The sequence below is a fragment of the Bacillus sp. JJ1503 genome (assembly GCF_036965125.1).
In the GTDB taxonomy this organism is placed as follows: domain Bacteria; phylum Bacillota; class Bacilli; order Bacillales; family Cytobacillaceae; genus Cytobacillus.
Map to the genome: position 1 here is coordinate 1 of NZ_JBALOZ010000214.1, position 7,257 is coordinate 7,257.

General features: G+C 39.8%; 7 protein-coding genes. All 7 read left to right on the top strand.

From position 1 onward, the window contains the following. Nucleotides 1–2,007 (top strand): hypothetical protein (locus V7149_RS16230; RefSeq protein WP_335346647.1); only part of this gene is annotated, 2,007 nt, incomplete at its 5' end. Continuing rightward, a complete protein-coding gene (locus V7149_RS16235) occupies nucleotides 2,004–2,276 on the top strand; it encodes an EscU/YscU/HrcU family type III secretion system export apparatus switch protein (protein ID WP_335346648.1) in 273 nt (90 codons plus the stop codon). The genes V7149_RS16230 and V7149_RS16235, both read left to right, overlap by 4 nt. Nucleotides 2,277–2,298: 22 nt before the next feature. Beyond that, the gene (locus V7149_RS16240; protein WP_335346649.1) at nucleotides 2,299–2,739 is read left to right on the top strand and encodes a YaaR family protein; all 441 of its coding nucleotides are present in this window, start codon (nucleotides 2,299–2,301) and stop codon (nucleotides 2,737–2,739) included. Between the two features lie 173 nt (nucleotides 2,740–2,912). Further along, nucleotides 2,913–3,074 (top strand): hypothetical protein, encoded by a 162-nt coding sequence (locus V7149_RS16245; RefSeq protein WP_335346650.1) that lies wholly within the window; start codon nucleotides 2,913–2,915, stop codon nucleotides 3,072–3,074. 13 nt (nucleotides 3,075–3,087) lie between these two features. Then, entirely contained in the window at nucleotides 3,088–4,356 is a 1,269-nt protein-coding gene (locus V7149_RS16250) for a PD-(D/E)XK nuclease family protein (protein ID WP_335346651.1), read from the top strand. Nucleotides 4,357–4,740: 384 nt separating this feature from the next. Next, on the top strand, nucleotides 4,741–5,292 hold the full coding sequence (gene hpf, locus V7149_RS16255) for a ribosome hibernation-promoting factor, HPF/YfiA family (RefSeq protein ID WP_335346652.1): 552 nt from the start codon (nucleotides 4,741–4,743) through the stop codon (nucleotides 5,290–5,292). A gap of 139 nt (nucleotides 5,293–5,431) precedes the next feature. Continuing rightward, nucleotides 5,432–7,042 carry a gamma-glutamyltransferase family protein gene (locus V7149_RS16260; RefSeq protein WP_335346653.1) on the top strand — a complete coding sequence of 537 codons (1,611 nt, stop codon included), beginning with the start codon at nucleotides 5,432–5,434 and terminating at the stop codon, nucleotides 7,040–7,042. Nucleotides 7,043–7,257 lie beyond the last annotated feature (215 nt).

Genomic DNA, 7,257 nt, shown 5'->3' on the forward strand with positions numbered 1-7,257 from the left:
GTTACATCATTTAAATCCCTCCTTCATTTTCCCTCCTTTCAACCGATAAAAGAAATAGACCATTTTGTCCGGAGTGATTTTTCTATGCAAGTAAACCATTTGTTTAACGGAACGCCTCTACAACTCAATGAAGGGTCTTTTCCTCTTCGTGCTGGAGAAGTCGTGCAGGCTGTTATTAAAGAAAGACTAGATCATAACCAAGCAACCGTCATCATAAGGGGGCAAGAGTTGACGGTGAAGTTTGAAGGAAATATCCCTGCTAATGATCGTTTAAATGTGAGTGTCGCTGGTTTTGATGATAAAGGACAGGCTATTGTTAAGGCGGTTTCGGCACCTATTAATCAAAGTTCAATCAATGAAATGTTAAAAATGGGCTTAGATCCAGCGGCTCACCCTGAATTAAGGGATGCTATTCAATATTTAACTAAAAAGGGCTACCAATTAACGAAGGATGAAATTTCAAATCTTCAACAGTTTATTGAAAAAGGAACTGGCAGTTTTAAAGATAAATTTACTGTGATTCAGGCGTTGGCACAAAGGAAGTTAGAAATAACGTCTATCCATCTTTCAGCTATTCAAGATGCATTACAAGGGAAACCTGTCACGAGTGTGTTATTTGATTTTTTACAAGGCACAACAGACGCAGGAACCGATCAAACGGATTCGATTACACCTAAACTGGAAAAGCAAATTTTACAGGCTTTAGAAATCGAATCAGAAGCTCAGAATGAAAAGAGTGAAAGGTCGGCACCCAATGTAACGAACGCGAAACCAGAACTAACTGCTGCTGAATCTGCTAAAAGAACGGAAGAACCTGCCCACCTTTCGGAAAGTTCAACCCAAGATCAACCAATTCCAGATGACGCTGTTAAACCATTGACCTTGGATTCCAAAAACATTTTAGTAACAGAAATCACCAAAAAGCTCTCGCAAATGGCAATTGAATTCAACTCAATGAAGCGCGAAGCTGTGAAATATTTGGATCATATCAATCAATTTTTCAGTGAAAATAAACCAATTCCGGCAGCACAAGTTAAACAGCTGCTAGAATCAACCATCAATAAATTAGACAATGCCATTTTAAAAGGCAATTATATGCTCTACACAGATATGGGAACGGAGAAGGAGTTATTATCATCAAGCTCGCAATTAGCAAAAGCTAGAGACCTGTTAGTAAATGGCAGTTATTCAGAAGCTAATGAGATCGTTAAAGAGGTAAAGGTTTTGCTGAATAGTATCAGTTTCAAGCCATCGATTTCCAAGGTGATGCATTTTGTTTCTGAGCAAAGTTTATTGCAGAAAGAAGTGGAGCCAACGAAGCAAGTATTGAAGGAGCTTCAGCAAGCTATTAAACCTATTTCCGGGCAAGAAAACTCAGCTAGGCAGGTTTTTGAAGTGGTTAAGCGTATGGGTCTTATCCATGAAAACCAAGCGGCCCATTTAGTTACCGGTACTTCAAAGGGTGAGACAGAGACGAACCTTAAATCGGCTTTAATGAAGCTGATTCAAGCTGAAGATGGGCAGCCGAGAACGGTTCAGCCATTAGAACAGGCCTTAAACAACTTAACGGGCCAGCAATTGTTAAATAAGCCGGATTCAACGGGTGTGCAAAATTTATTCATGCATCTGCCTCTGCTCCTTCATAATAAGATAGAAAATGTGAAGGTTTTCGTGAATTCCCAGAAAAAGGGTAAAGGGATTGATTGGGAAAACTGCAGTTTATATTTTGTGCTGGAGACGCAAAAACTCGGGAATATTGGCATACTCGTCTATGCCAATAATCGCAATCTTTCTATTACCTTGAATACAAATCGTGAGGGGCTGGCAGAAAAAGCGGGGCAATTTTCTGAGGCTTCCCTTCAGCGGTTAAATGAAATAGGATACAAAGTGGGGTCTGTCCAAATCAAACTATTTGATGGACAGGAAACCAATCAAACGCCAACGGAGGCTAAAGCAGCATCTGAAGAACAAACTTCTACAGAGAGAGGATATGATTTTAAAATATGAATCCTCAAAAGCCAGTTATCCGAAAATCTTATGCCCATATGTATTATGAAGATGAACAAAGGCTTTCGCCAGCTGACCAAGCCAAACAATCTGAAAAATTTGCACAAAAATTAATTGAATCAGCTCAAAATAACAATATTCCTCTCCAAGAGAATTCTACCTTACTTAAGCATTTGATAGAAGTCGACTTGGGAGATTCCGTTCCTCCGCAATTATATGCACTTATATCGGAAATATTAGGGTTAATGAAAGAACTGGAAAAAGAATAACCGTTAATAAAGGTGTGAAACGATGGAAGTAAATAGAGTGAGGAAAAATGAAATACTAAGTAGATTAGGCTCTAAAGGAAATATAGCGAAGGATTCTATTTCATTTCAATCCGTTATGAATAAGAATCAAAATGAACAGACATTAGAAATCCTGCAATCTAAGATAAAGGATATTGAACAGCAGGGCGAAAAGCTAACGGAGCTTCGAACGGTTGAAAGCCTTCGTCAATATAAAAAAATGGTGAAGGATTTTATGAAGTATGCCGTTGATCACGGACTGGAACTTCAAGAGAATTTTGGCTTTAACCAGCGTGGATCGACTCGAACTCACAGATTGGTTAAAGAAGTGGATAAAAAGCTTATAGATTTAACTAATACTGTCCTTGAAAAAGAATCCAGTTCACTAGACGTATTAAATAAGGTTGGCGAGATTAAGGGATTGTTAATTAATATTTACACTTAATATTTTGGAAATAAGGAACTGAACTAGCCTAGCTGATTTGATGGGCTAGTTTTTTACTAACGAATGAAGCCAAATAAAAAATGCTAGACTATATGATTGCTAATTTTATGTTGAATATAATGTATTTGTGGAAAAAATATAAGTTATGAAAAGAGGATTGAGGAGCTGTTGAATTGAAAAACAAAAAGCTTTGCCCTAAATGTAATTCTCTTTTATATGAAGATGCCATTGAAGAAGTGTTGTTTGACAAAAGTGGCAATATGATTTTGGATGCTTTCCCGGCATGGGTTTGTACGGAGCAATGTGGATATTACGAGCGCAGCGGGCTGAATTAGGGGATGAATAAAGATGGAAAGAGAAATGAAGTCGATTTTTGAACAGCTTTTAAGTCTTTATGAAAGAAGTGAAATCCATACTAACGTTCCGCTTGAGGATTTTACAACTGAGGTTTTTGCAGGTGTAGTGGGTAGTAATCAAGCTATCATCGATGGATTTGTAAACAATGTTTTACATATTCCGGGTGTTAATTTCCAGGTCGTCACACAAAATTTTTATCCCCTTGCTGATGAGATCAACTGCCGTGTGGATATGGTGTTTTATTCTGAAAGCCGTATTTGTTTTTTAGAAAATAAGGTAGATACCACCGAGCATACTGGTCAATTAAAACGGTATGAAAAGGTACTTAGTCAATTGAAGGATCAAGGTAAATACTCCGAAATATACTTGCGTTATTGTACGAAAAATATAGAAGATGTTAACCAACAATTTTACATAGATTTCAAGACTTTGAGATGGAAGGATATTTATCAATATCTCTTGTCTTATAATGAGGATTCCCTAGTTCATGCATTTTTACTATTTTTAGAAAGGACGAAATTAGTGAAGGATGGACAATTAAATCATACAGATTTGCTAGTAATGACACATATGCAACAAACGCTTCAAAAGCTTGGTGAATTGATGGAGCCGGTTAGTCTTGAGTTTCACAAGCGCTTTGGTGATGCCACTGTAAAACCTGGAAATCAGGGAGTAAAGGAAATTGCCGATTTTAATCGATTTATCCTTTATCGTAAAAAAGCCTTTGGCACGGGAAATAGTGAGATAATGGCAGGATTTACGTTTGAGGAGAATGGTGGGCCTGCTTTATTTGTACAGCTTTGGGGTAATAGGAATAATAGTAAATATGAAGAGTTTCAAAAGCATATTGTTGAGAGAGAAGCCGCATTTGACCGCGTCATTGAAACGGATTCCGGACTCAGAGCACGGAATTCGATCCCACTAGAAGATGTCATTAATCAAAGCAATCCTGAAAAATGGATGCAAAGGTGGTTTTGTGAACAATTAGATCAAGTGGAGGATTTTCTATTAGAAACTTCAAATCTTGATTGGAATGTTCGAATATCGAGAAAAGTAGTTGCTCAGCAAGATGAAAAAACATTGCTTCTTCAATTAGGAAGTGGACGCGGGCAAATTCTGGACTTGCATAGTCAGATTGTCAATCCAGCGATGAACATTGATGCCATACTGAAATTTGGCTACTGGGAAGATTGTTTGAATGAATATGATTGTGAAGAATTGTTAAAAGGTGTTAAGCAGATTGCGAATAAATACGATTGAATCGGTACACTCTGGTAGTGGTGCCGGTCACCAAATGAAAAATTGTATTTCACAAGGAATTCAGAGAATGAATCATAAAATCAATTATTACAAAAGTGAGTGGCTCAGCTTGCAGGAATAATTATGTTTTAATAATTAATTCTCAAATCAATTGACATTAACGTCAAAGAGAAGCTGGTTTTTAATAATCACCCCAATCCTTCACACAAACGACAATTTCAATAATCTTTTTTCCTGTACTAGCAGGAGTTTTATGGGGTAAAATAGAAATGTAAACATATAGTCTTATTAATAAGACCTAGCGCTTTTTGAAAGGGGCTATTTCACTAAAATGGCGACCCTAAGAAGCGTAAGCATTTGTAAATGAAAAGGAGGGGCTCACTTATGAATTTTAACATTCGTGGTGAAAACATTGAGGTAACTCCAGCAATTCGAGAGTATGTCGAGAAGAAAATTGCAAAGTTAGAAAGGTATTTTACTGAAACTCCTGAATCAACTGTACATGTGAATTTGAAAACGTATCAAGATAAAAAGTCTAAAGTGGAAGTTACGATTCCGATGCCGAATTTAGTGCTTCGTGCGGAGGAAGTTCATGATGATATGTATGCAGCGATTGATTTAATCACTGATAAGCTTGAGCGTCAAATTCGTAAGCATAAGACAAAGGTTAACCGCAAGTTCCGTGAAAAGGGCCATGCACCAGCTATGTTCGTGACGCTGGACGATTCTGAAAGAACGCCAGTAGATGAGGAGCAAGATCTGGAAGTGGTTCGCCAAAAGAGCTTCGATTTGAAACCAATGGATAGCGAGGAAGCGATCCTTCAAATGAATATGCTTGGTCACAGTTTCTATGTGTTTACAAATGCTGAGACAAGTCTAACCAATGTTGTATATAAGCGTAAAGACGGCCGTTACGGTTTGATTGAAGCGCAATAATAATAAGAATGAGAACCCCGCCCTGTGGCGGGGTTTTTTGTGCCTTTTTTAAAAACTCTATTAAAAAACCTTTTGTAAAAAATCATATATTTTAATAATTTGATATAATTAGAATAATATGACTAAAAGGGTGTTGCCGATGAATGTTGATTTTTTATATCATCCCTATCCTTCACAAAGAATGACGGTGATGGCGAAGCGAGGCATGGTGGCGACTTCTCAGCCGCTTGCTGCTCAGGCGGGTCTCGATATGCTCAAAAAAGGTGGAAATGCCATTGATGCCGCCGTTGCCACAGCAGCGGCTTTAACGGTTTTGGAGCCAACTTCGAATGGCATTGGGGGAGATGCTTTTGCACTTGTTTGGACAAATGGAAGCCTGTATGGGTTGGATGCCAGTGGTCCGGCACCCCTAAGCATCTCGATTGAAGCCATAAAAGCAAGAGGATATGAAAAAATCCCTGCCCACGGGTGGATGCCGGTTACCGTGCCGGGTGCTCCTTCTGGATGGGCTGAATTATCGAGAAGATTTGGCGGGCTGACTTTCCGGGAGGTTCTGCAGCCAGCGATTGACTATGCGGCAAGCGGTTATCCTTTGACCCCAGTATTAGGAAAATATTGGGGTTATGCCTATCGGAGATTTAAGCAGGTGTTGATGGGTGAGGAATTTCAGCATTGGTTCGAAACCTTTGCACCTAGTGGAAGAGCACCAAAAATCGGAGAGCTGTGGCGCTCTGAAAATCATGCAACAACATTACGTTCAATTGGCGACACATATGGAGAAAGTTTTTACAGAGGGGAATTAGCTGATAAAATTGTTGCCTTTGCGAAAGAATACAATGCTTTTCTTTCTAAAGAGGATTTAGCCAAGTATAAAGCAGATTGGGTTACACCCATAAAAGTAAATTACCGGGGATATGATGTGTGGGAAATCCCGCCTAGCACTCAGGGATTGATTGCGCTATTAGGTTTAAATATTGTAAGTGGCTACTCATTTAGTCACCGAGATTCAGTGGATACGATACATAAACAAATTGAAGCGATGAAGCTTGCTTTTACAGATGGAAAAGCCTATATTACTGATCCAAAAGAAATGAGGATCCAACTAAGTGAGCTGCTTTCAGCAGAGTACGGGGCGCGGAGGAGAGCAGAAATCGGCGAGCAGGCGATCATGCCGGGGACCTATCAGCCAGCGAGCGGGGGGACGGTTTACCTAGCTACTGCCGATGATGAGGGCAATATGGTTTCGTTTATTCAGAGCAACTATATGGGTTTTGGGTCTGGTTTGGTCGTTCCGGGGACAGGCATTGCTCTGCAAAATCGGGGATATGATTTCTCGCTCGATCCGAGTCACCATAATGCCTTAAAGCCTGGGAAAAAGACATTTCATACGATTATTCCCGGGTTTCTAACAAAAGGGAATCAAGCTATTGGCCCTTTTGGCGTCATGGGTGGCTTTATGCAGCCTCAGGGGCATATGCAGGTGGTCATGAACACGGTTGATTTTCATCTTAATCCGCAGGCTGCCCTTGATGCACCAAGGTGGCAATGGGTGTCGGATAAAAAGGTGCTGGTTGAGCCGCATTTTCCGGTTTCGCTTGCACAAGCCTTGATGAGAAAAGGGCATCAAATAGAAATGACAGTGGATTCCGGCGGATTTGGGCGCGGTCAAATTATTTGGCGTGATTTGGAGACGGGTGTGCTTATGGGAGGAACTGAGTCCCGAACGGACGGGGCGATTGCGGTTTGGTAAACCGGATAATTTTTAGGCTATATTACAGATTTATGCATACATGCGATCGGGTTTTATTCGGGACGACAACAAGAGAGATCAGGTAAGGCGGTTTGATTGCCAACAAAATTCATTAACAAAGCCTATTTTTAAAAAGAGGAGGAGTTCCCATGACATTTTCAATTGTTGGTTATGATCCGAAAGAGAAAGAGTGGGGAATTGCGGTTCAGTCTAAG

Bases quoted from the DNA above. Each gene is read 5' to 3' on its own strand.
- V7149_RS16260 (WP_335346653.1), top strand. From the start codon at position 5,432: ATGAATGTTGATTTTTTATATCATCCCTATCCTTCACAAAGAATGACG.
- V7149_RS16250 (WP_335346651.1), top strand. From the start codon at position 3,088: ATGGAAAGAGAAATGAAGTCGATTTTTGAACAGCTTTTAAGTCTTTAT.
- V7149_RS16240 (WP_335346649.1), top strand. From the start codon at position 2,299: ATGGAAGTAAATAGAGTGAGGAAAAATGAAATACTAAGTAGATTAGGC.
- hpf (WP_335346652.1), top strand. From the start codon at position 4,741: ATGAATTTTAACATTCGTGGTGAAAACATTGAGGTAACTCCAGCAATT.
- V7149_RS16235 (WP_335346648.1), top strand. From the start codon at position 2,004: ATGAATCCTCAAAAGCCAGTTATCCGAAAATCTTATGCCCATATGTAT.